This is a genomic window from Chitinophaga varians (assembly GCF_014529945.1).
Taxonomy (GTDB): domain Bacteria; phylum Bacteroidota; class Bacteroidia; order Chitinophagales; family Chitinophagaceae; genus Chitinophaga; species Chitinophaga varians.
In genome coordinates this window covers 1,240,882-1,266,040 of record NZ_JACVFB010000003.1, presented here as the reverse complement: position 1 = coordinate 1,266,040, position 25,159 = coordinate 1,240,882, and the positions used below count along the sequence as shown (strand labels likewise).

Sequence of the window (25,159 nt, the reverse complement as noted above, 5' to 3'; positions counted from 1 at the left end):
ATTCAAGGTATGTGGTGATCGTTAAGCAATGGCAGCACGGCCCACACTCTCATAATGGTATCCCATTTCCCTCATACGCGCTACTTCAAAAAGATTACGGCCATCGAAGATGGCTTTGTGTTTCAGGGCTGCGGAGATCTTATTGAAATCCGGTGTTCTGAACACACTCCACTCTGTGGCAATGATCAATGCATCGGCCTTGTCCAGGCAGGTGTACTGATGTTCAGCATAGGTGATCTTGTCGCCTACTACCTGCCGTACATTCTCCATGGCTTCAGGATCGAACACGGTAACGGTAGCGCCGGCAGCGAGCAAGGCATCGATGATGTACAATGCGGGTGCCTCCCGGATATCGTCTGTATTGGGTTTGAATGCCAGCCCCCATAAAGCAAAATGTTTGCCTTTCAGGTCGTTGTTAAAAAAGGCTTTTATCTTAGGCAGCAAAAACAGTTTCTGTTTTTCGTTGACGTCCATCACGGCGTTCAGTATCCGGAAGTCGTAGTTGGCATCCTGGGAAGATTTTACCAGGGCCTGTACGTCTTTCGGGAAACAGCTGCCGCCGTAACCGATACCGGGAAACAGGAACCTTTTTCCGATACGGTCGTCGCTGCCAATGCCTCTGCGCACCATGTCTACGTCGGCGCCCAGTTTTTCGCACAGCACGGCGATCTCGTTCATGAAAGAGATCTTCGTGGCGAGGAATGAGTTGGCGGCGTATTTGGTCAGCTCAGCGGATTTTTCATCCATGTATATGATCGGGTTGCCCTGCCTTACAAAAGGAGCATAGAGCTCACCCATGATTTTGCGGGCCCTTTCGGAATTGGTACCGATGACTACGCGGTCGGGCTTCATAAAATCGTCAACAGCCACGCCTTCACGCAGGAATTCCGGATTGGAGACCACGTCAAAAGGTGTTTTGCAGTTTTGTGCAATAGCTGCGGTTACCTTTTCAGCGGTACCTACAGGTACGGTGCTTTTGTCGATGATCACCTTATAGTCGGTCATCAGTTTGCCCAGCTGGTCTGCTACTTTCAGTACAAAAGACAGGTCGGCAGCACCGTCTGCACCAGGCGGTGTGGGCAGCGCCAGGAAAATAACTTCCGCATCGCGGATGCCGTCTTCCAGGCTGGTGGTGAAAAACAAACGTTCTTCTTTGAGGTTGCGTTCAAACAGTTTTTCCAGTCCCGGCTCATAAATGGTGATCTGGCCGGCGGACAATTTCGCTACTTTGTTGACATCGATATCTACGCAGGTAACTTCGTTGCCTGTTTCTGCGAAACAGGTGCCTGTTACCAGCCCTACATAACCGGTGCCTACTACTGTAATCTTCATGCTGGGGGATGGTTTAGAAATGATTTGACAGAATGAATAATGTGATCTAACTGATCTTTGTCCATTTCAGTGTGTATCGGCAAGGAAATCACCTTGGTGGTGAGGTTATCGGTTACGGGTAAATCAAAGGCTGCACTGCCAAAATGCCCGAACATTTTCTGGCGGTGGGCCGGTACAGGGTAATAGATCATGGATGGCACCTGTTTTTCTGCCAGGTATTGTTGCAGCTGGTTTCTGTCTGCTCCGTTCAACTGGATCGTATATTGGTGAAACACATGATAGCTGTTGGCGGCACGATATGGCGTGGTGATCTGCGGCATATCGGCGAAAGCAGCGTCATAGGCGTCTGCTACGGCTCTGCGGGCGTTGATGTATTCATCGAGCAACGGCAGTTTGATGCGTAATACTGCTGCCTGCACGGAGTCGAGGCGGGAGTTAACGCCTACCACATCGTGATAGTAACGGGCTGACTGGCCGTGGTTGGCCACCATTCTGATTTTGGCAGCCAGGGCATCGTCGTTGGTGAACAGCGCGCCGCCGTCGCCATAACATCCCAGATTTTTGGAAGGGAAGAAGGAAGTACAGCCAATATGACCGATAGTACCGGCTTTCTTCACGGTGCCATCTGCCAGGGTGTAATTGCCACCAATGGCCTGTGCGTTGTCTTCAATCACATACAGATTGTGTTTGGCGGCAACAGCCATCAGCGGCTCCAGGTCTGCCACATGGCCATAGAGGTGTACCGGCACGATCGCTTTCGTCTTAGGCGTGATCGCCTTTTCTACGGCAGCCACATCGAGACAGTAAGTCTTCGGGTCCACGTCCACAAATACAGGCTTCAGTTGCAGGAGCGCTATCACTTCCGCAGTAGCAATGAAAGTAAAAGAAGGGGTAATCACTTCGTCACCGGGCTGCAGGTCCAGTGCCATCATCGCGATTTGTAAGGCATCGGTGCCATTGGCGCATGGGATCACATGCTTGATGTCCAGATATTGCTGCAGCTCTTCCGCAAACTTCTGCACGGCCCCGCCGTTAATAAAAGCGGCACTTTCCAGTACTTCCTGGATGGCAGCATCCACTTGCGGTTTAATCTTCGTATACTGGCGTTTCAAGTCAACCATCTGAATAGGCACCATATAATATGTATATTTTTATTTTGTTTAAAGTGTGCAAATTTACAAATTTTGGGATTGGGTGGGGATTATCTTTGCAGGACGATTAAATTTCAGTAAAAGTACGCAGGCGAATGTTAGCAAAGGCGATTTATAATACAGGTATCCGTTTGTACAGGGCAGGAGTAGGCCTGGCAGCCATGGGCGGTAAAAAGAAGGCATCTTTATGGCTGAATGGCCGTCAACACTGGCGTTCCCGGATGCAGCAGGCCGGTATCGGCCAGCACCCGCTGATCTGGGTGCATGCTGCCTCCCTCGGAGAGTTTGAACAAGGCCGGCCGGTACTGGAGGAGCTCCGCCGTCAGTATCCTGCCTATAAAATTTTGTTAACATTTTTTTCTCCCTCCGGATACGAGGTCAGAAAAGACTATCCCGGCGCTGACTATGTGTGTTACCTGCCGTTGGATACCCGCCGTCATGCGCGCGACTTTATCGACATCGCCCGGCCGGCGCTGGCCATCTTTATTAAATACGAATTCTGGTATCACTTCCTCACGGAGCTGTATACACGAAAAATACCCGTGCTGCTCGTGTCTGGTATCTTCCGGGAAAACCAGGTCTTTTTCAAAGGCTATGGCGGCATGTTCCGCCAACTGCTGCGGCAACTGACCCATATCTTTGTCCAGAACGAGCGCTCCCTGCGCTTGTTGCAGGGCATCGGTATCTCAACGGCCAGCATCAGCGGTGACACGCGGTTCGACCGGGTGGCGGCGCTGCTTACGGAACAAACATCCCTGCCGCTGATAGAACAGTTTGCTGGCAATGGCCACCTGCTGGTAGCAGGTAGTACCTGGCCGGAAGATGAACAGCTGTTGGCTTCCTGGTGGCAGCAAACGGCCGGTCAGGGCATGAAGCTGGTCATCGCGCCCCACGAAATCCACGAAGCACATATCCGGCAGATACAAGCCCTTTTCCCCACAGCGGTTACCTATTCAGCGCTCCGGGCGGGCACGGCTCCCGCCGATGTGCTGATCATGGATAATATTGGTATGCTCACCACCCTGTACCGCTATGCTCATATTGCTTATGTGGGCGGTGGCTTCGGGAAAGACGGTATCCATAACCTGCTGGAACCGGCAGTATATCATATGCCGGTGATCATCGGGCCGGAATACAGCAAATACTTTGAAGCGGTGGAGCTGGTGGAACTGAAAGGCGCGCTGGTAGTATCGGGGCTTACTAACCTCGATGACTATATGAAGAGATTGCTTAGCGAGCCTGCTTTTTATGAGAAAACCGCTTCCATAGCGGGCAACTACGTGATGGACAACAAAGGGGCTACCGAAAAAATTCTGCAATACATTCAGGAGAAACGTTTCCTGAGCAAAGAATAGAAGTGTTTCACCAGGTGATGCTCATCCTGCCATCCCTGAATGATCTTGATTTCCCGCTGTATCCAATAATCGGCTTCCTGCAGGGTGTTACATTCATTAATGGTTTTGACAGAACGTTCGTAGAGGTCGGTGTCACCGCGGAACAGTTCCTGAATGAATTGGTATTTGTCGTTGATACCAATGGCTGCGCGCAGGTCTTTTACCGGCATGTCACCCAGTTTCTGGGCTACTTCCGTTTGTTGCTGCCGCAGGCGGTCGTTCAGGGAGAGGCCACTGTGGTTGCCCACGAGATCGTTCAGGTCTTTGCGGATACCGTTGGTATCGGGCACTGCCTGTGATTTTGCAGGTGCCGGCGCTGGTGTGGGGGCAGGAGCCGGAGGGGGAGGTGGAACAGGAGCCGGGGCCTCTGTCTGATCAAACAGGGTGGCGGGGGCGGGTGTTTTCTCCTTCTCTTTTTCCTTTTCTTTTTCTTTTACAGGCGGGTCCTGGAAAACAGGTTCCTGCAATGGTTCCCTGGCAGGGAGCGGCGTGGTGGCGGCCAGTGTGGGAATGGGCTGAGCCGTTATCACCGGTTCCGGTTTGGAAGGAACAGGATCTGCTGCCACAGCGGATTGTGGATAACCTGCAGCCGGTACTTCCGGTTTATCTGCCGGTAATGTTGTAGTTTGCGCTGCGGTTGTAACCGGTACGGATACAGGTGGCTGCACAGGCATGATCACAGCAATGTCTTGTCTGCTCTGCATCTCCTGTCGCTGTTGTTTGCTACGCACATACAACACCTCCGCCTGCAGCAACTGTACATAGTAGGATATCGCCTGCAGGTCTGCACCGGAATTTTTCAATTCCTGTAACTTCTCAATTAATGCATTTATTTTTTCCATGCCTTAATTGTTAACGCTTAGTGATAGGAATTATTTTATTTGGATAAAATTAGCGTATTTTAATTAATTAATAATCAAAATAATACAATATGTTTATTGAACCTTCTCTTGCAGGAGGACGGAGGGGCTGGATCGAGGTAATTTGCGGCTCTATGTTCTCGGGGAAAACCGAAGAGCTCATCCGCCGCCTGAAACGTGCCCGTATTGCCAACTTAAAGGTAGAAATCTTTAAACCGGTGGTAGATACACGTTATGAGGAAGGGAGCATTGTATCACATGATGAGAATAAGATTGTTTCCACGCCGATAGAAAACTCGCAGCAGATCCTGCTGCTGGCCCAGGACGTAGATGTGGTGGGCATCGATGAAGCACAGTTTTTTGACGCGGAGCTGCCTAACGTATGCGACCAGCTGGCCTTGCAGGGTATCCGTGTGATCGTGGCCGGACTGGATATGGATTATACCGGTAAGCCCTTCGGGCAGATACCATTTATGCTGGCCAAAGCCGATTATATCACAAAGCTGCACGCCATCTGCGTGTGCTGCGGCAATATCGCCAACTATTCTTTCCGCAAATCTGCGTCAACAGAAACGTTGCTGCTGGGCGAAAAAGACCTGTACGAGCCCCGTTGCAGGCACTGCTACTACGAAGTAAAATAACAACGCCCGGAAATAAAGCGTATGGCCGGTCTCTCAGAGACCGGCCATACGCTTTATAATATCTTAGCCCATGGCTTCCGCCCCGGGACCCGTTATGCGGTTTGTTTTACCTTAAAAGTGAATTTTTTCTGGGTAAGGTAGCTGAAAATGACCACCAGCGCGGTGGTGAAGATCTTGCCCACGGTAGGATAGAAGTGCAGCCTGTCTACGAACAGCTTCATCAGGAAGTAGTTGAGCAGGATACAGATACCCACCAGCAGGAAATAACGGAACAACTGTACACGGCCCCGGATATTGGAATCCGAGAACACCACGTACTTGCTCAGAAGGAAGCCTGTAGGGAAAGTCACTGCCATCGACATAAACAGGGCAGCAATATGTGCGCTGATATCAATAAACGGGAGATGGATCATCTCCTTGTGCAGCACAAAATTGTAACAGATAAAGTATAAAAGGATATCCATCGCGGTATTTCCGCCACCACAGGCAAGATAGCGGAATGTCTGCCGGGGCATTACCCGGGCAAACGGCTGATAGAAGAAGTCGATTATTTGTAGAATGATCCTGCGTAACATGTTAAAAGCTGGCGCAAAGTTAGTCGTTTTCGAAATTTTTGCCGACCTATTTAAACTTATCTTAACATATTTCTTTTTTTCCAGGCAGATGAGGGCTGTTTTTCATAACCGGTCGCTGACTGTAAAGCTACGTTTTGTTGCTGCCACACTTGTGCAGCCAGGATGGCGGCCAGTTTGTCTATTTCAGGACGCTCTTCCAGCAAGGCTTGCGGCGTATAATATTTATTGATAAAATTGGTATCGAAATTACCCTCAATAAACGCAGGCTGCTGCAGTGCCCAGTGGCCGAAAGGCAGGGTGGTGCGGATGCCTTTCACCTGATATTCCTCGATGGCCCGGATCAGCCGGTGGCGGGCTTCTTCGCGGGTGCTGCCCCAGGCTATCAGTTTGGCGATCATCGGATCATAGAAAATGGGGATGTTCATGCCCTGTTCGTAGCCATCGTCTACCCGTACACCGTAGCCCTGCGGGCGTACGTAGGTTTCCAGGCAGCCGGTGTCCGGCAGGAAGTTGTTGGCCGGGTCTTCGGCGCATATACGCAGTTCTATGGCATGTCCGTTGATGGTGAGGTCTTCCTGTGAGAACGACAGTTTTTCGCCCCGGGCCACGCGTATCTGCTCTTTCACCAGATCGAGGCCGGTGATCAGCTCTGTCACGGGATGTTCTACCTGCAAGCGGGTGTTCATCTCCAGGAAATAGAAATTCAGCTGCTCGTCCACCAGGAATTCCACCGTGCCCGCTCCATAATAGTTACAGGCTTTGGCCACATCTACCGCACATTTGCCCATGGCGGCCCGGATGGCGGGCGTTAATACGGAGGAGGGTGCTTCTTCTATCAGTTTCTGGTGGCGGCGCTGGATAGAGCATTCCCGTTCAAAAAGGTATACACAGTTGCCATGCTGATCGCCCAGTATCTGTATCTCAATGTGACGGGGAGCGCCTACATATTTTTCGATGAAAACGGCATCATCGCCAAAGGCGCTGAGGGCCTCGCTTTTAGCCAGCCGGATCTGTTCTTCCAGTTCTTCCGGAACGTTGACTACGCGCATGCCTTTACCGCCACCGCCGGCGGAAGCTTTGATCAGGATAGGAAAACCGGTTTTTTTCACCACTTCCCGCGCTTCTTCCACGCTGCGAAGCGGTGTTTCGGTGCCGGGCACCATAGGCACCCCAAACTTTTGTGCGGCCTGCTTGGCGGCCAGTTTGCTGCCCATCACCTCTATAGAAGCGGCAGCAGGACCGATGAAGGTGATACCGGCATCGGTCACCTGTTGCGCGAAACGCGCATTCTCGCTCAGAAACCCGTAGCCCGGATGGATAGCATCTGCGCCTCTTTCTTTGGCCACCGCTATGATCTTCTCCCCCAGCAGGTATGACTGGCTGGATGGGGCAGGCCCTATACACACCGCTTCATCAGCATACTGCACAAAAGGCATGGTGCGGTCGGCTTCAGAATAAACGGCGACTGTCTTAATTCCCATCTCACGCGCAGAACGCATGATACGTAAGGCTATTTCTCCACGATTGGCTACCAGGATCTTTTTCATGCAAAAATTTTAACAAGCAGCTAATATAAGCAATTACGAATTACGGATGACGAATTACGAATAGAGGGCTTCCTCACAGCGCGTTTATTTAATAACTGTGCTATCAGTGGCCCCCTAATTCGTCATTCGTCATTCGTAATCTGTCATTCATAATTGGTTCTTCGTAATTTCGCCGGATGAAACAAACCGTCCACCAAATATATACCCTCGTCCGGAAAGACCTGGTGCTGGAGCTGCGGCAGCAATACGCCTTTTATGGCGTGCTGCTTTACATCATCTCCACCGTATTCGTGATCAACCTGATGATGGGCAAGCCGGACGATAAGTTGTGGAACGCCCTTTTCTGGGTGATACAGCTGTTTGTGGCGGTGAATGCGATCGCCAAAAGCTTCATGCAGGAAAACAGGGGCCGGTTGTTGTATTTCTATTCCCTGGTGCCGCCGAGGGTCTTCATTGCTGCCAAACTTATCTTTAATGTTATCCTGATGATGCTCATGAGCATCATCGCGCTGGTGTGCAGCTTTACATTCCTGGGCAATCCGCTTCATAACACCGGGTATTTCGTAGGGATCGTGCTGTTGGGCGGTACGAGCCTGAGCTTGTTGTTTACGGTACTGGCGGCCATTGCGGCCCAGGCCAACCATAACGCGGCCCTGATGGCGGTGATGGGCTTCCCGCTCATGATGCCCATGCTGATGTTGCTGGCCAATGTGTCTTTATCGGCATTTGTCACGGTATATCAGCCGGGACTCCCCAAGATGTTTCTCCTGCTGGGGGGGATGGACCTCCTCACCATTGCCCTTACCATGGTGCTCTTCCCCTTCCTGTGGAAAGACTGATTTCGAAATATCGAATATTTCCGCTACTTATATAAACGGATTTTAACGGGTAATTCAGGATTTTGGATAAACTTAAAATCGCGTAAAATCTTTGCGATTAAGGATAAAACGTGTAGGTTTGCCCCGGAATATAGCTGTTAAAAAATGGCCAGACATTGGTGGAAAGCATTAGCGATACTGCTTCTGATTTATGTAATTATCGCCGGGTTCACTATCAAAATACCAATCATAGGAACCAATGGACAATCATCCCGTGGATTGTTTTTTCATGTGCCAATGTGGATATGTATGTATACCATGTTCACCATCTCTGTTGTCAATTCCCTCCTTTACCTGTCAAAATATGATCTGAAAAGAGACGTATATGCCTCCAGTGCTGCACGGGTAGGCGCCTTTTTTGGCGTGTTGGGTTTTGCCACCGGTTCTCTCTGGGCTACCTATACCTGGGGCGGTACACTGACAGACGATCCCAAACAGATATGCACGGCCATCGCCATCCTGATTTATATGGCTTATCTGGTACTGCGCATCTCTATTCATGATATTGATAAAAGGGCCCGTATCTCCGCGGTGTTCAATATTTTCGCTTTCGCCCTGCTCATCCCGCTGACGTATATCATTCCCCGCATGGTGGACTCCCTCCATCCGGGAAGTGCCTCTACGCCCGGATTTGCTTCAAAAGATACGGATGGCGGTATGAAATTGGTACTGTACCCTGCCTTTATTGGCTGGACGCTCCTGAGCGTGTGGATTTACACCCTGCTGGTCCGCTATAAAAAATTAGAGCTTAAAAATATTTTTAAATGATCAACAGAGCGTTTTCATTTTGCCTGACACTCACCCTCCTGCTGGTGTCTGTACTGGCAAATGCACAACAACAGGATACAGAGAAAGGAGCTTTAAATGAGTTCTTCCGCAGCAATGACAAGATATATGTGATCGTGGGCGTTTTAGTGATCATCTTCCTGGGCATCGTACTCTTCCTCATTAACCTGGACAGAAAGATCAGCAAGCTGGAGCAGCGGGACAAAAAATAATCCGTGATAATCTAATCGTTATACCAAAACAATACATATTATGTCGCAAGATCAGCATTATAGCTTTTTCCAGAGTGTGGAAAGAAGTTTCGACAAAGCCGCAGCATTCACGAAGTGGGACAAGGGTATTCTGGAGCAAATCAAGGCTTGTAACGCCGTTTACCAGATCAAATTTCCGGTAAGAATCGGCGATGGTGTACAGGTAATTGAAGCTTATCGTGTACAGCACTCTCATCACAAACTGCCTTGTAAAGGTGGTATCCGCTTCAGCGATGAAGTGAACCAGGATGAGGTGATGGCACTGGCTTCCCTGATGACCTACAAATGCGCGATCGTAAACGTGCCTTTCGGTGGTGCTAAAGGTGGTCTCAAAATCAATCCCCGCAATTATACTCCCTTCCAGCTGGAAGCGATTACCCGTCGTTATACCGCTGAACTGGTAAAGAAAAACTTTATCGGCCCCGGTACAGACGTTCCGGCCCCTGACTATGGTACCGGCGAAAGAGAAATGAGCTGGATCCTGGATACTTACATGAGCCTCCGTCCGGGTGAAATCGACGGCTACGGCTGTGTTACCGGTAAACCGGTATCTCAGGGTGGCGTACGCGGACGTACCGAAGCTACCGGCCTCGGTGTGTTCTACGGCCTGCGCGAACTGTGCAACATCAAGGAAGACATGGAGCGCCTCGGCCTTACTACCGGCATCGAAGGCAAACGGGTAGTCGTACAGGGTATGGGTAACGTAGGTTACCATGCCGCCAAATACTTCCACGAAGCAGGTGCTAAAGTGATCTGCCTCATCGAATGGGATGGCGCCATCTTCAATGAAAATGGCCTTGATCCTGATGCGGTGCTGAAACACAAAAAAGAAACCGGCTCTATCATTAACTTCCCTGGCTCTGCCAACCTGAATAAAAATACAGACGGTCTGGAACTGGAATGCGAAATCCTGATCCCTGCGGCCCTGGAAAATGTGATCGACAAACATAACGCTCCTAACGTCAAAGCAAAAATCATCGGTGAAGCTGCCAACGGCCCGCTCACACCGGAAGCTGACGAAATCCTGAACAAAAAAGGTGTGATCGTAGTACCTGACATGTTCCTGAACGCCGGCGGTGTGACCGTTTCTTACTTTGAATGGCTGAAAAACCTGAGCCACGTGCGTTATGGCCGTCTGGGCAAACGCTTCGATGAAAACATGAACATGCACATTCTGCAAACCATCGAAGACCTGACCGGCAAAAAAGTGTCTGATAAAGAAAGAAAATTCATCGCACACGGTGCCGATGAAGTGGACCTGGTGTACTCCGGCCTGGAAGAAACCATGCACGCTGCCCTCCACGAAGTACGCGACGTGATGATGGCCAACCCGCAAATCCATGATATGCGTACAGCCGCTTACGTGGTAGCTATCAATAAAGTGGGTGCTGCTTACGAGCAACTGGGTATCTTCCCTTGATCATTTAGTGATTGGGTTATTTTTGAATTTAGCTATTTGAAAAGCAGCGGAGATCTTAGCGGTCTTCGCTGCTTTTTTATTTGGAGGCTTTTATCTAAAGAACCCGGCTAAATAACAAAATATCAAAATAACAAAATATCAAAATGCGGGAAGGGCATCGAGAAACAGCCATTGCCCCGATTCGACGTGATGTGTACAGCAAAAGGTATGGGTACCGTTGGTCATCACCAGATAGGTGGCAGGAATCACCATATTATAACGGACAATCTGTTCCAGCGTTTGCTGGCTGATGGGAACATTCATTTCCTTGCATTCTATCAGCATCCATGGCTCCATATGGCGGTTGTATACCACAATATCGAACCGCTTTTTCAGTTCCCCGAGCATAATTTCCCGCTCAATCCCAATCAGGGAAGCCGGATATCCCATGGATTTTACAAGGTAGTTGAGAAAATTCTGCCGTACCCATTCCTCCGGGGTAAGTCGTACGAACTTCTTCCGGTAGCGATCAAAAATCAGCTCTTTATCCTGCTCCCTGCTGATCCTGAAATCCGGTGGTGGAAAGTTAATGGTGATCAATACGTTGATATTTATGCCGGTACGAAGATAGGGGGATAATATGGAGAATAGCGAATAAAACCCTATATTTGCTTGTCAAAAGGCTATGAAGACAAAAGAAGAAATTGTAGCTAATTGGCTTCCCCGCTACACTGGTGAAAAGCTGGACCACTTTGGGTCTCACATCCTCCTCACCAATTTCAGTAACTACCTGACCATGTTTGCCGAATGGAACAACGTCGAAGTGATCGGCGCTGGTAAACCCATGCAGTGCGCTACTGCCGGCGACATTACCATCATCAATTTTGGTATGGGCAGCCCCGGCGCCGCTACCGTTATGGACCTGCTCAGTGCCATCCACCCCAAAGCGGTACTGTTTCTGGGTAAATGTGGTGGACTGAAAAAGAAAAATGCCATCGGCGACCTGATACTACCGATTGCGGCTATACGAGGGGAGGGTACTTCCAATGACTATTTCCCGGCTGAAGTGCCCGCACTGCCTGCATTTGCGTTGCAGAAGGCTATCTCCACCACCATCCGTGAGCTGGGCCACGACTACTGGACCGGTACCTGCTACACTACCAACCGCCGGGTCTGGGAACATGATGCTGAATTCAAACAGTACCTGGAACGCGTAAGGGCCATGGCCGTAGACATGGAAACAGCCACCATCTTCTCTGTGGGCTTCTTCAACAAAATCCCTACCGGCGCACTGCTGCTCGTATCCGACCAGCCTATGATCCCGGAAGGCGTGAAGACCGAAGAAAGCGATAAAAAAGTGACCACCAAATTTGTGGAACGTCATCTCAAAATCGGCATTGAGTCTCTGCAGAAACTGATCGACAGCCACCAGACCGTGAAGCACCTGCGTTTTTAGAATTGTTGTATCTTCCGGGCATGCATTCTACGCGCCTGGAGATACAAGACATGGAAGTTACCTTCCATGCACATGATACCACCGTTAAAGCTGTCAACCACCTGAACCTGTCTGTAGGCAGGGGAGAGATCATCGGGGTAGTGGGGGAATCCGGTTCCGGAAAATCGGTCACCTCCCTTTCCGTAATGCGCCTGATCCAGGCGCCGGGGAAGATTTCCCGCGGTAAGATCCTCTATCATCATGCCGACGGTCAGGTTACAGACCTGGTGCAGCTCTCCGATACTGCCATGCGGGCTTACCGTGGCAATGAGATCGCCATGATCTTCCAGGAGCCCATGACCTCCCTGAATCCTTTACATACCTGTGGCGCCCAGGTCACAGAAGCTATCCGGCTGCACAAGGGTATCCCGTTGAAGGAAGCCCGTGAGCAGGCGAAGGCGCTGTTTGCCCGGGTGAAACTGCCCGACCCTGCCGCTATCATGGACCGTTATCCCCATGAGTTGTCCGGTGGACAAAAGCAGCGCGTCATGATCGCGATGGCCATCTCCTGTGAACCACGCTTGCTGATAGCCGACGAGCCCACTACCGCTTTGGATGTGACGGTACAAAAAGCCATACTGGAACTGCTGAAAGAACTACAGCAGCAGATGGATATGAGCGTGCTGTTTATTACACACGATCTGGGCGTAGTGGCGGAACTGGCGGAAAGGGTAGTGGTGATGTACAAAGGCAGTATTGTGGAGCAGGGACCGGTACAACAGGTGTTTCTGCATCCGCAGCATCCCTATACCAAAGGGCTGCTGGCTTGCCGGCCGCCGTTGGACAAACACCTGTCGAGACTGCCCGTGACCCGTGATTTTATGGAGACCGATGCGGACGGGCGTATTCAGGAAAAGGCTGGTGCCATCGCGGAAGTGGTGAACAAGCTGGTGATCAGTGAGCGTGAATGGAGAGCCCGCCAGGCGTTGCTGGCCGGCAATCCGCCGTTGCTGGAGGTGCATGGGCTGCAGACCTGGTTTCCCGTGAAGAGAAGCATTACCGGCAAAGTGCTGCAATGGTACAAAGCGGTAGATGATGTCAGTTTCACCGTAGTGAGCGGTGAAACACTGGGCCTGGTGGGAGAATCGGGGTGTGGCAAGACAACGTTGGGAAGATCTCTTTTACGGTTGATAGAACCAACCGGAGGGAGTATTGTTTATAAAGGGCAGGATTTACGCAGCCTGTCACCCGCCGGTATGCGGGCGCTACGGAAAGATATGCAGCTGATTTTTCAGGACCCGTATGCTTCGCTGAATCCGCGGAAGTCCATAGGGGCGGCTATTCTGGAACCCATGCAGGTGCATGGGCTGTATGGTGGTGAGCGGGCGCAGAAAGAGAAGGTGTTGGAATTACTGGAGAAAGTGAACCTGTTGCCGGAGCATTTTAACCGTTACCCGCATGAGTTTTCCGGCGGGCAGCGTCAGCGGGTGGTGATAGCCCGGGCATTGGCGGTAGATCCTTCTTTTATCATCTGCGATGAATCGGTGGCGGCGCTGGATGTAAGCGTACAGGCGCAGGTGCTCAATCTGCTGATCCGGTTGCGCGAGGAGTTTGGCTTCAGCTGTATTTTTATCTCACATGACCTGTCGGTAGTGCGCTTTATCAGTGACCGGATGATGGTGATGCAGAAAGGAAAAATGGTAGAGACGGGACCGGCAGATGAAGTGTATCGTCACCCGCAACATCCGTACACGCAGCAGCTCATTGCTGCCATTCCGAAAGGGATGTAATGCATATATGGCTGATTAATAACCTCATATGTCATTTTTTGATGGAATAGGTAATAATCAGTACCTTTGCACCCACTAAAAATTTCTTATTCATACCGTAATATGAAACTATCACAGTTCAAATTCGATCTCCCTTTAAACCTGATCGCACAGCACCCTTCCAAGACAAGAGATGAGTCACGCCTAATGGTGGTTAATCGCGCAACCGGAAAAATTGAACACAAGGTATTTAAGGATATCCTGGGTTATTTCAATGACAAGGATGTGATGATCGTCAACAACACCAAAGTGTTTCCGGCAAGGTTGTATGGCCGTAAGGAGAAAACAGGAGCAAAAATTGAGGTTTTCCTGCTGCGTGAGCTGAACAAGCAGAATCGCCTGTGGGACGTCATTGTTGACCCGGCACGTAAAATCCGTGTAGGTAACAAATTGTATTTTGGTGACGATGAGTCACTGGTGGCAGAAGTAATTGATAATACTACTTCCAGAGGCCGTACCATCCGTTTCTTATTTGAGGGTAACGACGACGAGTTCAAACAGGTGCTTGACACGCTGGGTGAAACGCCGCTGCCTAAGTATATCAAGCGTAAACCGGAAGAAGAAGACAAAGAGCGTTATCAAACAGTGTATGCCAAGTATGAAGGTGCCGTAGCTGCGCCAACTGCTGGTCTGCACTTCAGCCGCGAGCTGATCAAACGCCTGGAAATTAAAGGGGTGAAATTTGCAGAAGTAACGCTGCACACCGGTTTGGGCACTTTCCGTCCTATCGAAGTAGAAGATCTGAGCAAACACAAAATGGATGCTGAGTATTTCCACATCGAGGAACATGCGGTAAAAGTGGTGAACAAAGCTAAAGAAGAGAACCGCAGGATCTGCGCTATCGGTACTACTTCCGTACGTGCCGTAGAATCTTCCGTAACTGCGCAGAACCACCTGAAAGCTGCAGAAGGCTGGACCAACACCTTTATCCACCCTCCGTATGATTTCGCTATTCCGAATGCGCTGGTAACTAACTTCCACCTGCCTAAAACCAGCTTGCTGATCATGGTATGTGCCTTCGCAGGATACGATCTGATCATGGAAGCTTATCAGCAGGCCATCAAAGAAAAATACCGTTTCTTCAGCTATGGCGACGCCATGTTGATTATCTGATAACGACTATCGGAATTACGAATTACAAATTACGAATTACGAATTGAGGGCTTACTGTCAGAAAGGTTATTAAGTAAACCTTCGATAAGTAAGCCCTCAATTCGTAATTCGTAATTTGTAATTCGTAATTTTTTTTATGGGCAATAGAAAAAAAACAGCCATCATTGTGGCAGGCGGCTCCGGTTCCCGGATGCAGAGCGCCATACCCAAACAGTTCATGGACCTTGCAGGCAAGCCGGTACTGTATCATACTATTACTGCTTTTACAGAAGCTTATCCCGATATAGAAATTGTGCTGGTATTACCAGAGCAGCATATCAGTTATGTCAACAGCGTGTTGCAGGCTTTTGATAATGTTCCGGCCATTACCATGGTGCGGGGTGGTGAAACCCGCTTCCACTCTGTGAAAAACGGATTGCAGCAGGTGAAGGGAGACGGGGTGGTATTTGTTCATGACGGGGTAAGGCCGCTGGTATCGCCGGCGTTGATCCGTACCTGTTATGAGGCTGCGTTCAGCCATGGCAGCGCTATTCCGGTGATTGATATGAAAGACAGTATCCGGGAGATAAATGGGGAGCATAACAGGGCGGTAGACCGGGAGTGTTTCCGCATTGTTCAGACGCCGCAGACTTTTGTATCATCCCTGATATTACCGGCTTTTGAGCAGCCTTATGATCCGTTGTTTACCGATGAAGCTACCGTAGTAGAGCATTTCGGGCATTTTGTGCATCTGGTGCAGGGGGAGGAGTCGAACCTGAAGATCACCAGGCCGTTGGACCTGTTGCTGGCGAAGGCTTTCCTGGATTTGCGCGGGTAGTGCACGCAAAGTTTTATAAGAGAGCAAAGCAACAAAGAGCGTATATAGACGGGCAAAGAAAAAACAAAGGAGCGGAGATTAATTTGATCTCCGCTCCTTTGTTGCTATATTGATCAGAAAAACTTTGCGGTCTTTGCTTACTTTGTTTCTTTGCGAGAAATTTTCTCAAGGATCTGATGGGCTACGTCCATTGCCTGCAGGCCGTCGATGGCGTTTACCACTACGGGTTTGTTGAGCAGGATAGCGTCGCGGAACAGTTCCAGTTCCATGCGGATGGCGTTGGATTGTTTTACTTCCGGGTTATCGATGGCGATGGTTTTTTTACCGCTGTTGGTTTCGATATCGAGGGTAAAGAGGCCTTCGTCTTCCGGTGTTTTCAGTTTGATGATTTCTGATTTTTTATCGAGGAAATCGATGCCGATGTAGGCATCTTTCTGGAAGAGGCGCATTTTGCGCATCTTTTTCAGGGAGATGCGGCTGGAGGTAAGGTTGGCCACGCAGCCGTTATGGAACTCGATGCGTACGTTGGCGATATCGGGGGTATCGCTCATGACCGCTACGCCGCTGGCGGATATACGGCTGACAGTAGATTTTACGATACTGAGTACGATGTCGATGTCGTGGATCATGAGATCGAGGATCACGCTCACGTCGGTACCGCGGGGGTTGAATTCTGCGAGGCGGTGTACTTCGATGAACATGGGCTTCAGGTCATAGCCTTTTAATGCGAGGAAGGCGGGGTTGAAGCGTTCCACATGGCCTACCTGGAATTTGATATTGGCTTCATCCACCAGTTTAACCAGTGTTTTAGCTTCTTCCATGGTGTTGGTCATGGGTTTTTCCACGAAGATGTGTTTGCCATTGCGGATGGCCAGTTCACATAATTTATAGTGGAGGGTGGTAGGCGCTACGATATCGATGGCGTCTACGGCCAGGATCAGTTCTTCCGCTGTGGTGTACCGGGTTATGTTGTACAGCTCTGCCACGCTGGCCGCGTTGGCGTCGCTGGGATCATAGAAGCCTACTACTTCCACATCTTTCATGGTTGAAAGTTGGGAGAGATGAATTTTACCCAGATGTCCTACCCCGAAGATTCCTATTTTGAGCATAGTGGTTCTTAATAAATAAATGCGAAAGTAAATACATTTGGTTATTTTTTGATTTTTATATCACACCTTCTTCCACGAGGCTATAGTAGCCTGTTTCTGATACGATAATATGGTCCAGCACATCGATATCAAAGAGCTGGCCCTGTTCCTTTATTTTCAGGGTGATGCGGATATCGGCCTGGCTGGGGCGCAGGCTGCCGGAGGGGTGGTTGTGGCAGAGGAGCAGTTTACAGGCCTGTGCTTCCAGGGCTTCGCGGAAGATCATGCGGGTGTCCACTACGGTGCTGGTCATGCCGCCGGTGCTGATACAGCGGTAGTTCAGGACTTTATTGGCCTGGTTGAGGAACATGACATAGAAGGTTTCGAAGGAGTGGTCTGCCAGGATGGGTTTAAAGAACAGGGCGGCGTCTGCACCGGCGCGGATCACGGTTTTTTTGTGGATGGGGCTTGCCTGCCGGCGTCGTGCCAGTTCCATAGCGGCGATGACGGTGACGGCTTTGGCGTTGCCCATGCCCCGCAGCTTCTGTAGTTTACGGACGCTGATACGGCCCAGTTCCGGTAAATTATGATGTGCCAGCTGCAATACTTCCCGTGCCAGGTCCAGCGCTGATTTGTTTTTATGGCCGGTGTGGAGTAAAATAGCGAGCAATTCGGTATCGGAGAGGGTGGCTGCACCGTGTTGCAGCAGCTTTTCCCTGGGTTTTTCGGCATCCGCCCATTGGGGGATGGCCACACGGGGTTGTGGTTTCGGGCTAACAAACATACTTCATGGCATTTCTCCGAATTTACGCATTCTCCTCCGGAATTATCCGGTCCCCCGGCACTTTCTTTTTTATAAAAATCATCCCAAAATCAATATAATGTATTAATTTAAAAATAAATAAATATTTAAATTAAAAATAATCTAATTTTTGATCGAAAAAAAATCACGCCGGTAGCCCTAAAAAATCATAGTTTTGCCACCTCTTTTCTACTAGTATCCAGTATGCAACCTTCAGTTAAAATCTTCACAGGCAACAGTAATCCGGCATTGGCTGAGAAAATTGCCAAAAGATACGGCAATGGAGTCAATAGCCTCGGCAAGTTAAAAATTCAGAAGTTCAGTGATGGCGAGTTTCAGCCCGTTTTCCTGGAAAGTATCCGTGGTGACTATGTTTTTCTTGTGCAGGGCACCAATGCCCCGTCAGACAACCTGATGGAGCTGCTGCTGATGATTGACGCGGCCAAACGCGCATCAGCCGGTTACATTACTGCGGTAATCCCCTATTTCGGGTTTGCGCGGCAGGACAGGAAAGACAAGCCCAGGGTGGCAATCGGGTCTAAACTGGTGGCCAATCTGCTCACCTCTGCAGGAGCTAACAGGGTGATTACCATGGACTTGCACGCGCCGCAGATCCAGGCTTTCTTCGATATCCCGGTAGACCATCTGGACAGTTCCGCTATTTTTATTCCTTATATTGAGCAATTAAAGCTGGAAAATCTTACCTTTGCGTCCCCTGACGTGGGTAGCACTAACAGAGTGCGCGAAGTGGCGTCCTACTTCAATGCTGAGATGGTGATTTGCGACAAACACCGCAAAAGAGCCAACGAAATAGCATCCATGGTAGTGATCGGTGATGTAAAAGACAGGGACATTGTGCTCATTGACGATATTTGCGATACTGCCGGCACGCTGTCTAAAGCAGCTAACCTGCTGAAGGAAAAAGGAGCCAGAAGCGTTCGCGCTTTCTGTACCCATCCGGTGTTCAGCGGTAAAGCATATGAAAACATCGAGAATTCCGTACTGGAGGAAATAGTGGTTTGTGATACGATTCCTATCCGCCCGGAAAGCTCCAAAGTGAAAGTGGTGTCTGTGGCAGACCTGTTTGCGGTGGCTATCCGCAACATGCATGAGAACAAGTCTATTACCAACCTGTTCATTCACAGTCACCGGAAGCAATAACAACGTATATTTTATCATTTATATAAACTGTATAAACAATGAATACAATAACCATCGAAGGACAACTCAGGAGCGAATTCGGCAAAAAAGCCACCCGCCAGATCCGTTCTGAGGAACAAGTGCCTTGTGTTATTTACGGGGGTGCAGAAACTGTTAATTTTTCAGCTCCTGCCAAAGCATTCAAAAACCTGGTGTACACTGCTGCTTTCCAGATTGCAGAGATTAAACTGGGCGGTAAAACTTACAACTGCGTACTGAAAGATCTGCAGTTTGATGTAGTAACAGACGAACTGGCTCACATTGATTTCATGGAGCTGGTGGAAGACAAAAAAGTGTCTGTAACCCTGCCTATCAAACTGGTTGGTTCTTCTGTAGGTGTGAAAGCCGGTGGTAAACTGGTGAGCAAACTGAAAGCGCTGAAAGTAAAAGCTTTGCCTAAAGACCTGGTAGAAAGCATCGAAGTGAACATCGAAAACCTGGAACTGAACGCCAACATCCGTGTTGAAGACGTGAAAGTAGAAGGTATCGAAATCACCAACTCTCCGCGTATTCCTATCGCTTCTGTGGTAATGACCCGTCAGCTGCGTCAGGAAGAATCTGCTGCTGAAAAAGACGCTAAAAAGAAATAATCTTTTAGAAATATTTTTCCAGAAAGCCTCTCTACTTGTAGAGGGGCTTTTTAATTTGAAACAAGATGAAATATCTGATCGCCGGTTTGGGCAACATTGGAGAAGAATACCGTCATACCCGCCACAATATCGGGTTTGACGTGGCAGACGCTTTTGTGGCCAAACATAACGCCAGCTTCGATAACGACCGACTGGCAGAGGTGGCTACCTGTAAATGGAAAGGCAAAACGTTTATCGTGATCAAACCTACCACCTATATGAACCTCAGCGGTCGCGCTGTCAAATACTGGATGGACAAGGAAAAGATCACCATGGAAAACGTGCTGGTCATCATGGATGAACTGGCCCTTCCGCTGGATGTGCTCCGCTTACGTCCCGGTGGCAGCGATGCCGGCCACAACGGCCTGAAAAGCATACAGGAATCGCTGGGCTCCAACCAGTATCCACGCCTGCGTTTCGGCATTGGTAACGACTATCCGAAAGGCCGGCAGGCAGATTTTGTACTGAGTAAATGGAAACCAACGGAAATACCGGTAGTGCAACAGAAAATCAATGCCTGTTGCGATATCATCGAGAGTTTTGCCGGTATTGGACTGGCCCGTACCATGAATGAGTACAACAAAATGATTTTTCCCCTGTAAAGTAAATTTGCAAATCTGCCCGCTATCTGCTTAATTTATCTTCTAAAACTCACGCATTATGAAAATTATTTGCGTAGGCAGGAACTATGCCGACCATGCCAAAGAATTGAAAAATGAGGTGCCGACTGAGCCGGTGTTGTTTATGAAACCCAAGAACGCGCTGTTGCAGAATGGCCACCCTTTTTATTATCCGGAGTTTACCACCAACCTGCACTACGAATGTGAACTCGTATTGCGTGTCAGCAAAAACGGCAAGCACATTCAGGAGAAATTCGCAGATAAATATTATGATAAAATCTCGGTGGGAATCGACTTTACTGCCCGTGACCTACAGGATAAACAAAAAGCCAAAGGCCTGCCCTGGGAAATAGCCAAAGCCTTTGATAACTCCGCCATTGTAGGCTCTTTTATTCCTGTTACACCGGAGATGGACAAGAAGGATATTAACTTCTGCCTGTATAAAAACAAAACACTGGTACAACAGGGCAATACTAAAGATCTCCTGTTCTCGTTCGACTTTCTCGTTTCCTATATTTCGAAATTTTTTACCCTGAATATCGGGGACCTGATCTTTACCGGTACACCGGTGGGAGTGGGCCCTACTGAGATCGGTGATTCTTTTGAGGCGTTTATTGAAAATGACAGCCTGCTGGAATTCGCTGTGAAGTAATTTGATTATTTAGATATTCTATTATTTTGATATTGTGTTTAGGAATTTGGGATTCGTTCTTCCGGTAGGGATTTCAAATTCCTAAACCCATAACCAGATATCTAAATAATCAAATAATCAAATAATCAAATCTTCGTGGGGATATTGTTATAGATCGTGTCCAGTATTCTTGTTAACTCCGCATAGTCTGCTTCTGTCAGCGATTTCCAGCCTGTTTTCCGCATTTCATGTACCAGCGGTTTTACCTGTTTGTATTTTTCCGTTCCATCCGGCGTAAGCTGCAGATATACCTTTCTCCGGTCATAGGTATCGGCTTCCCGCTTTACCAGCCCTTTTTTTACCAATAATTCAATAATACGGGAGATCGTTGTGATGTCCTTGGAGGTATTACGGGCCAGCTCGTTATGGGTCGTCTTTTTGTGCTTGTACAGATTCTCCACCAGCAGCCACTGGTCCACCGTAATGTCCATCTGGCGGGAATCAAACATTTTCTGCCAGTAGTTGCGCAGTTTTTTCAGGGTCGCATCCAGCTTAAAAAAAGAGGGATTGTTGACAAAAGTATCAGCCATATTAATTAATTTGCAATAGCAATAGTTGTTATAGCAACTATTTTGCTTAAACCACCATCGTCATCACCAAAACAGTTTTACGTGTTTAAAGATAGTACAAGCGTTTCAACTTTAAAAGCCGGTACTAACGGCCAGCACGGGAAGAAGAGCGAGCTGGCGGAGTTACTGGCTGCTTACCGGTGGATGTGCCAGGCAGGCCAGATGGCCGCTACCTATGAGGCCAACCGGCCAATATGCAAATACGTGCATTCCACCTCGCGGGGGCATGAGGCCATCCAGATCGCCACGGGGATGCAGCTGCGGCCGTGGGACTTTGCCAGTCCGTACTACCGCGACGAGAGCATGCTGCTGGCCATGGGCTTTGAGCCTTATGAACTGATGCTGCAGCTGCTGGCCAAAGCAGACGACCCTTTTTCCGGCGGCAGGTCTTATTACAATCACCCTAACAGCAGGCGGCCGGACAAGCCCCTGATTCCCCATCAGAGCAGCGCCACAGGCATGCAGGTAATACCTGCCACAGGCATGGCACAGGGCGTACAATACCTCGAAATGATCCATTCCCAATTATTACGGACAGGCCCCAACGGTGAACTGCCGGTAGTGGTTTGCTCCCTGGGCGATGGCAGCGTCACGGAAGGGGAAGTCAGCGAAGCCTTTCAGTTTGCCGTATTGAAACAATTGCCGGTCATCTACCTGGTACAGGACAACGACTGGGGTATTTCGGTAACGGCAGCGGAAGCGCGCGCCATGGACGCCTACGACTACGCTGGCGGCTTCAGGGGGATGGAACGGATGCGGGTGGACGGCAGTGACTTTACTGCCAGTTACGCCGCTATGGAAACAGCGATCGGCTACGTGAGACAGGAGCGCAAGCCTATCCTCGTGCAGGCTAACGTGCCGCTATTGGGCCATCATACTTCCGGAGTACGGAAAGAGTGGTACCGTACGGCGGAAGACCTCGAAAAACATGCGGCTAATGACCCGGTGCCCAAACTACGGGCGTTGCTGTTGAAACATGGCGTGGCAGAGGCCACCCTTCAGGAAATAGAACAAACAGCCATTGAAGATATTGAAGCTGCCTTTGCGGCAGCGGTGAAAGCGGCGGAACCAGCGCCGGAAACTGTCCGTGAACATGTGTTTGCCCCGGCAGCAGTGACGCAGGAAGCGGGCACGCGTGTGCCTGCCAATGGCAATAAAGTGGTGATGGTAGATGCTGCCCTTCACGCGGTGGAGGAAATCATGCAGCAGTACCCGGAAGCTATCTTTTTCGGGCAGGACGTGGGTAAACGGCTGGGGGGCGTATTCCGCGAAGCGGCTACCCTCGGTGATAAATTCGGGGACCACCGCGTATATAACACCGCTATTCAGGAAGCTTATATTATCGGCGCTACGGCGGGCCTGTCGGCCACCGGTGTGAAGCCTATCGTGGAGATACAGTTTGCGGATTACATCTATCCGGGATTCAACCAGCTGGTGACAGAGATCTCCAAATCCTGCTACCTGAGCCAGGGTAAATTTCCGGTGCAAACGCTTATCAGGGTGCCGATTGGCGCCTACGGCGGCGGCGGCCCTTACCATTCCGGCAGTATTGAATCTACGCTGCTGAGCATCAAAGGCATCAAAGTAGTATATCCTTCCAATGCGGCAGACATGAAAGGCCTGCTCAAAGCGGCGTTCCTGGACCCTAACCCGGTCGTGATGCTGGAACATAAAGGGCTCTATTGGAGCAAGGTACCTGGTACCCAGGATGCGATGACGATAGAACCGGCGGCAGACTATGTGCTGCCTCTGGGGAAAGCCAATGTGGTACTGCAGGCGCATCCGAAAGATGTACAACGCGGAGAATCTGTCTGTATCATCACCTACGGGATGGGCGTATACTGGGCGAAGGCTGCTGCCCGTGCCTTTCCGGGCAATGTGGAAATCGTGGACCTGCGCACCCTCTTCCCGCTGGATGAAGAGCTGGTATTCCAGACTGTCCGTAAACATGGTAAATGCCTGTTGCTGACAGAAGAGCAACTGAATAATTCCTTTACACAGGCGCTGGCCGGCCGCATTCAGAAAGAATGTTTCCGACAGCTGGACGCCCCGGTGCATATGCTGGGGGCGCTCGACCTGCCGGCGGTGGCACTTAATACCGGCCTGGAAGCCGCTATGCTGCCCAACGCGGCCAAGGTAGAGGCTATGATCAAAGCGCTAATGTCCTACTGAGAACCAACCCATACGTTTATGTAAAAGGCCCTGTCAGCGTCCTGACAGGGCCTCTCTCTTTTTTATCGCGAAAGGATAGTACTGGGTGCTTACCAGTAACCGGTAAAGCCAAGCGTTGGTTTGTCGGCACTTTTGAAGCTGACAAACACCCCGTCCGGCGCATCGAGGTAATCGAGGGTGAACCGGTTGGTAGATAACATATTTGTCAGCGGTTGTGCCAGTGTTTTTAATGCATTGCCGTTGGCGCCCTCTGTGTTATTGGTAAATGGCGCTGCCACAAAGGAGTAGACGCCATCGGCTGTTTTGGTGTATCTGAAAGAATACCTGCAAACAGCCTGACCAATATAAATATCCATGTACAGCATATTGCTAAGGGGCTGAAAATCCATCACCACTTTGCTTATCAGGAATTTGTTGGTTTTAAATCGATTATAAGCATCGTTCCAGACTGTCATAAAATCAGCTGTCCAGCCGGGCAGCGGATAGGTAGTGGGTGGCAGCAGTGTCAGCGCACCGGGGAGCTCGCTGCCCAGTATGTAGTGGACCGGCACTACCGGTACGTTGGTCCGTTCCAGGTATACCTTGTTCTTATCGATCAACGCATAGAAGTTATTGGCCGTAGCGTCCCAGGTGAGAGAAGACACGCTCTGATTGCCCACCACGATCGGATGACGAAGGGTTACACCAGTCAACGTATAGGCGTAGCCGGTACCAGAGGAGATCCTGGTTTTGTTGTTAAGGAAAGCAAAGCCACTGATTTTGCTATCAGTATTAAAGAAGACAAAAGCCTGCGTATTACCCGGGGTGATGGCAAAGAATCCTGGCTGGTTGAAGAAGTCGGCACTGGCAGCCATAGACGCCTGAAGTTTACCGGCGGTATAATCTGCTTTTACCTGTGCGCCGGCTTTTACCAGTTTCAGTTCGTCACTGAATTTGTTACCGGTCAATACGAGCGTGTCTCCGTTGATATAACGAAAAGCATAGGCGGTGTCCACGCCTCTGTTAGACAGTTTGATGTCTCCCAGTTGGGAACCTTCGCCGAAGTTGAGCGTGGGGTTGACCGTCTGTGAAATGCCGAGGGAAAAGCGGCTTTTGCTGGGAGTGGCGGCGGCATTGGCGCTAATGTCCGTGTATAGGGTCGCTTCGCTTTTGCTATTATCGAGCTGTAGGTACACATTGTACAGTTCTTTGCCGTCACGGGGAGTGAGCGTACCCACCCACCCGTCAGGCGCGGCGCCCAGTATGGTTTTGAAGGAGTCGAGCTGTTGTTTGGGATCGGCGTAGGACTTCTCCACCGGAATGTCGAGTGAATTGTCTTTCCGGCAGGATGCCAGTACGGCAGCACAGAGTAAGGTATATAATGCGATTTTTTTCATTTGA

General features: G+C 49.8%; 25 protein-coding genes. 15 read left to right on the top strand and 10 right to left on the bottom strand.

The features are described from left to right. Window positions 1-21 precede the first annotated feature (21 nt). Both ICL55_RS19655 and ICL55_RS19650 read right to left on the bottom strand, forming a co-directional pair. Window positions 22-1,332: a UDP-glucose dehydrogenase family protein gene (locus ICL55_RS19655; protein WP_188100331.1), complete on the bottom strand. Its 1,311-nt coding sequence runs from the start codon at window positions 1,330-1,332 to the stop codon at window positions 22-24. Then, complete coding sequence (locus tag ICL55_RS19650) at window positions 1,329-2,453, bottom strand: DegT/DnrJ/EryC1/StrS family aminotransferase (RefSeq protein WP_343067827.1); 1,125 nt, start codon at window positions 2,451-2,453, stop codon at window positions 1,329-1,331. Before ICL55_RS19650 ends, ICL55_RS19655 begins: the two co-directional genes overlap by 4 nt. A gap of 125 nt (window positions 2,454-2,578) precedes the next feature. Here ICL55_RS19650 and ICL55_RS19645 point away from each other — a divergent pair, with 125 nt between their 5' ends. Then, on the top strand, window positions 2,579-3,838 hold the full coding sequence (locus tag ICL55_RS19645) for a 3-deoxy-D-manno-octulosonic acid transferase (protein WP_188100327.1): 1,260 nt from the start codon (window positions 2,579-2,581) through the stop codon (window positions 3,836-3,838). Here ICL55_RS19645 and ICL55_RS19640 read toward each other — a convergent pair. After that, window positions 3,808-4,719 (bottom strand): hypothetical protein, encoded by a 912-nt coding sequence (locus ICL55_RS19640; RefSeq protein ID WP_188100325.1) that lies wholly within the window; start codon window positions 4,717-4,719, stop codon window positions 3,808-3,810. The two genes, ICL55_RS19645 and ICL55_RS19640, sit on opposite strands and share 31 nt — an antisense overlap. Window positions 4,720-4,808: 89 nt before the next feature. Between ICL55_RS19640 and ICL55_RS19635 the strand changes: the two genes are divergently transcribed. Further along, window positions 4,809-5,378, top strand: coding sequence for a thymidine kinase (locus tag ICL55_RS19635; RefSeq protein ID WP_188100323.1), 570 nt, complete (start codon window positions 4,809-4,811; stop codon window positions 5,376-5,378). A 92-nt stretch (window positions 5,379-5,470) separates the two neighbouring features. Here the strand turns inward: ICL55_RS19635 and ICL55_RS19630 are convergent, their stop codons facing one another. Continuing rightward, window positions 5,471-5,953, bottom strand: coding sequence for a GtrA family protein (locus ICL55_RS19630; RefSeq protein ID WP_188100321.1), 483 nt, complete (start codon window positions 5,951-5,953; stop codon window positions 5,471-5,473). Window positions 5,954-6,009: 56 nt separating this feature from the next. Further along, on the bottom strand, window positions 6,010-7,500 hold the full coding sequence (gene accC / locus ICL55_RS19625; RefSeq protein ID WP_188100319.1) for an acetyl-CoA carboxylase biotin carboxylase subunit: 1,491 nt from the start codon (window positions 7,498-7,500) through the stop codon (window positions 6,010-6,012). Between the two features lie 176 nt (window positions 7,501-7,676). On the opposite strand from accC, the gene ICL55_RS19620 reads away from it, so the two are divergent. From ICL55_RS19620 to ICL55_RS19605, 4 genes are all read left to right on the top strand, one after another. After that, the gene (locus ICL55_RS19620; protein WP_188100317.1) at window positions 7,677-8,339 is read left to right on the top strand and encodes a heme exporter protein CcmB; all 663 of its coding nucleotides are present in this window, start codon (window positions 7,677-7,679) and stop codon (window positions 8,337-8,339) included. A gap of 144 nt (window positions 8,340-8,483) precedes the next feature. Continuing rightward, complete coding sequence (gene ccsA / locus ICL55_RS19615; protein ID WP_188100315.1) at window positions 8,484-9,146, top strand: cytochrome c biogenesis protein CcsA; 663 nt, start codon at window positions 8,484-8,486, stop codon at window positions 9,144-9,146. Then, window positions 9,143-9,376 carry a CcmD family protein gene (locus tag ICL55_RS19610; protein WP_188100307.1) on the top strand — a complete coding sequence of 78 codons (234 nt, stop codon included), beginning with the start codon at window positions 9,143-9,145 and terminating at the stop codon, window positions 9,374-9,376. The genes ccsA and ICL55_RS19610 overlap by 4 nt, the downstream gene beginning before the upstream one ends. A gap of 40 nt (window positions 9,377-9,416) precedes the next feature. After that, complete coding sequence (locus tag ICL55_RS19605; protein ID WP_169228354.1) at window positions 9,417-10,835, top strand: Glu/Leu/Phe/Val family dehydrogenase; 1,419 nt, start codon at window positions 9,417-9,419, stop codon at window positions 10,833-10,835. A gap of 138 nt (window positions 10,836-10,973) precedes the next feature. Here the strand turns inward: ICL55_RS19605 and ICL55_RS19600 are convergent, their stop codons facing one another. Continuing rightward, entirely contained in the window at window positions 10,974-11,414 is a 441-nt protein-coding gene (locus tag ICL55_RS19600) for a type I restriction enzyme HsdR N-terminal domain-containing protein (protein WP_188100305.1), read from the bottom strand. Window positions 11,415-11,499: 85 nt separating this feature from the next. On the opposite strand from ICL55_RS19600, the gene ICL55_RS19595 reads away from it, so the two are divergent. The 4 genes from ICL55_RS19595 to ICL55_RS19580 all read left to right on the top strand — a co-directional run bounded on the left by ICL55_RS19595 (window position 11,500) and on the right by ICL55_RS19580 (window position 16,008). Further along, complete coding sequence (locus ICL55_RS19595) at window positions 11,500-12,270, top strand: AMP nucleosidase (RefSeq protein WP_188100303.1); 771 nt, start codon at window positions 11,500-11,502, stop codon at window positions 12,268-12,270. A 20-nt stretch (window positions 12,271-12,290) separates the two neighbouring features. Next, window positions 12,291-14,039, top strand: a complete 1,749-nt coding sequence (locus ICL55_RS19590) for an ABC transporter ATP-binding protein (RefSeq protein ID WP_188100301.1) — start codon at window positions 12,291-12,293, stop codon at window positions 14,037-14,039. A gap of 102 nt (window positions 14,040-14,141) precedes the next feature. After that, window positions 14,142-15,191 carry a tRNA preQ1(34) S-adenosylmethionine ribosyltransferase-isomerase QueA gene (gene queA / locus ICL55_RS19585; protein WP_168871653.1) on the top strand — a complete coding sequence of 350 codons (1,050 nt, stop codon included), beginning with the start codon at window positions 14,142-14,144 and terminating at the stop codon, window positions 15,189-15,191. A 136-nt stretch (window positions 15,192-15,327) separates the two neighbouring features. Next, window positions 15,328-16,008, top strand: coding sequence for a 2-C-methyl-D-erythritol 4-phosphate cytidylyltransferase (locus ICL55_RS19580; protein WP_188100299.1), 681 nt, complete (start codon window positions 15,328-15,330; stop codon window positions 16,006-16,008). A gap of 137 nt (window positions 16,009-16,145) precedes the next feature. On the opposite strand, the gene ICL55_RS19575 is transcribed toward ICL55_RS19580, so the two are convergent. Continuing rightward, a complete protein-coding gene (locus ICL55_RS19575) occupies window positions 16,146-17,117 on the bottom strand; it encodes a Gfo/Idh/MocA family protein (RefSeq protein WP_188100297.1) in 972 nt (323 codons plus the stop codon). A gap of 55 nt (window positions 17,118-17,172) precedes the next feature. After that, a complete protein-coding gene (gene radC / locus ICL55_RS19570; RefSeq protein ID WP_188100295.1) occupies window positions 17,173-17,880 on the bottom strand; it encodes a RadC family protein in 708 nt (235 codons plus the stop codon). A gap of 222 nt (window positions 17,881-18,102) precedes the next feature. Between radC and ICL55_RS19565 the strand changes: the two genes are divergently transcribed. From ICL55_RS19565 to ICL55_RS19550, 4 genes are all read left to right on the top strand, one after another. Beyond that, window positions 18,103-19,059 carry a ribose-phosphate pyrophosphokinase gene (locus ICL55_RS19565; protein ID WP_188100293.1) on the top strand — a complete coding sequence of 319 codons (957 nt, stop codon included), beginning with the start codon at window positions 18,103-18,105 and terminating at the stop codon, window positions 19,057-19,059. Between the two features lie 38 nt (window positions 19,060-19,097). Next, the gene (locus ICL55_RS19560) at window positions 19,098-19,688 is read left to right on the top strand and encodes a 50S ribosomal protein L25 (RefSeq protein ID WP_169228361.1); all 591 of its coding nucleotides are present in this window, start codon (window positions 19,098-19,100) and stop codon (window positions 19,686-19,688) included. A gap of 65 nt (window positions 19,689-19,753) precedes the next feature. Further along, on the top strand, window positions 19,754-20,329 hold the full coding sequence (gene pth, locus ICL55_RS19555) for an aminoacyl-tRNA hydrolase (RefSeq protein WP_188100291.1): 576 nt from the start codon (window positions 19,754-19,756) through the stop codon (window positions 20,327-20,329). 58 nt (window positions 20,330-20,387) lie between these two features. Then, the gene (locus ICL55_RS19550) at window positions 20,388-20,999 is read left to right on the top strand and encodes a fumarylacetoacetate hydrolase family protein (RefSeq protein ID WP_188100289.1); all 612 of its coding nucleotides are present in this window, start codon (window positions 20,388-20,390) and stop codon (window positions 20,997-20,999) included. Between the two features lie 125 nt (window positions 21,000-21,124). Here ICL55_RS19550 and ICL55_RS19545 read toward each other — a convergent pair whose 3' ends face one another. Continuing rightward, window positions 21,125-21,568 carry a MarR family winged helix-turn-helix transcriptional regulator gene (locus tag ICL55_RS19545; RefSeq protein ID WP_188100287.1) on the bottom strand — a complete coding sequence of 148 codons (444 nt, stop codon included), beginning with the start codon at window positions 21,566-21,568 and terminating at the stop codon, window positions 21,125-21,127. 81 nt (window positions 21,569-21,649) lie between these two features. Here ICL55_RS19545 and ICL55_RS19540 point away from each other — a divergent pair, with 81 nt between their 5' ends. Next, on the top strand, window positions 21,650-23,779 hold the full coding sequence (locus ICL55_RS19540; RefSeq protein WP_343067825.1) for an alpha-ketoacid dehydrogenase subunit alpha/beta: 2,130 nt from the start codon (window positions 21,650-21,652) through the stop codon (window positions 23,777-23,779). Window positions 23,780-23,868: 89 nt separating this feature from the next. On the opposite strand, the gene ICL55_RS19535 is transcribed toward ICL55_RS19540, so the two are convergent. Then, window positions 23,869-25,155, bottom strand: coding sequence for a DUF4302 domain-containing protein (locus tag ICL55_RS19535; protein ID WP_188100285.1), 1,287 nt, complete (start codon window positions 25,153-25,155; stop codon window positions 23,869-23,871). Window positions 25,156-25,159: the final 4 nt, after the last annotated feature.